This window comes from Ralstonia sp. TCR112 (assembly GCF_007997035.1).
GTDB lineage: Bacteria > Pseudomonadota > Gammaproteobacteria > Burkholderiales > Burkholderiaceae > Ralstonia > Ralstonia edaphi.
In genome coordinates this window covers 1-750 of record NZ_VOSS01000251.1, presented here as the reverse complement: position 1 = coordinate 750, position 750 = coordinate 1, and the positions used below count along the sequence as shown (strand labels likewise).

Sequence of the window (750 nt, the reverse complement as noted above, 5' to 3'; positions counted from 1 at the left end):
CGCGTGGCTCGACATGACCGAACCGGTGACGATGCTCGAGCGCGGCAAGAAGCTCGTCGTGCAGATGGTCGAAACGTTCCAGGAAGGCGGCAAGCCGACCTTTGTCGACACGCTGGATGCAGTGGCCGTCGCCAAGCAAAGCGGCATGCCGCTGGCGCCCATCATGATCTACGGCGACGACGTCACCCACCTGCTGACCGAAGACGGCATTGCCTATCTCTACAAGGCCCGTTCGCTGGAAGAGCGGCGCGCGATGATCGCCGCCGTGGCGGGCGTCACGTCGATCGGCCTGCGGCATGACGCATCCAAGACCGAACAGATGCGCCGGGACGGCCTGATCGCGCTGCCCGAAGACCTCGACGTGCGTCGCAGCGACGCCAGCCGCGAGCTGCTCGCCGCCAAGAGCATCGCCGACCTGGTCGAATGGTCCGGCGGCCTGTACGACCCGCCTGCGCGCTTCCGGAGCTGGTAATGGAAAAGACATTGCAACGGCCCCTGCCCGCCAGCCCGAAAGCACGCGCGAAGCGATTGGCCGCATTGGTCGAATCTGCCCTGATCGACGAGGTGACGCTGTCGCCCAAACCCGGTCTGGTGGACGTGCGCGGCAACGGCGCGCATCACGATCTGGACTGGACGCTGATGGTGCATTCCGCGCAGACGCTGCGCCCGGCGTTTGAAGCCATGGCGCTGGCCGGCGCGCAAATCGAAATGCAGGCCGGTGCACAACTCGCCCTGCGCGAGCGCATCGGC

Annotated in this window: 2 protein-coding genes; both read left to right on the top strand. The window is 66.4% G+C overall.

The features are described 5' to 3' along the window. On the top strand, positions 1-472 hold a 472-nt coding region (locus tag FUT88_RS25695; RefSeq protein WP_186829393.1), incomplete at its 5' end, for a malonate decarboxylase subunit alpha. After that, positions 472-750 (top strand): triphosphoribosyl-dephospho-CoA synthase (locus FUT88_RS25690; protein ID WP_186829392.1); only part of this gene is annotated, 279 nt, incomplete at its 3' end. The genes FUT88_RS25695 and FUT88_RS25690, both read left to right, overlap by 1 nt.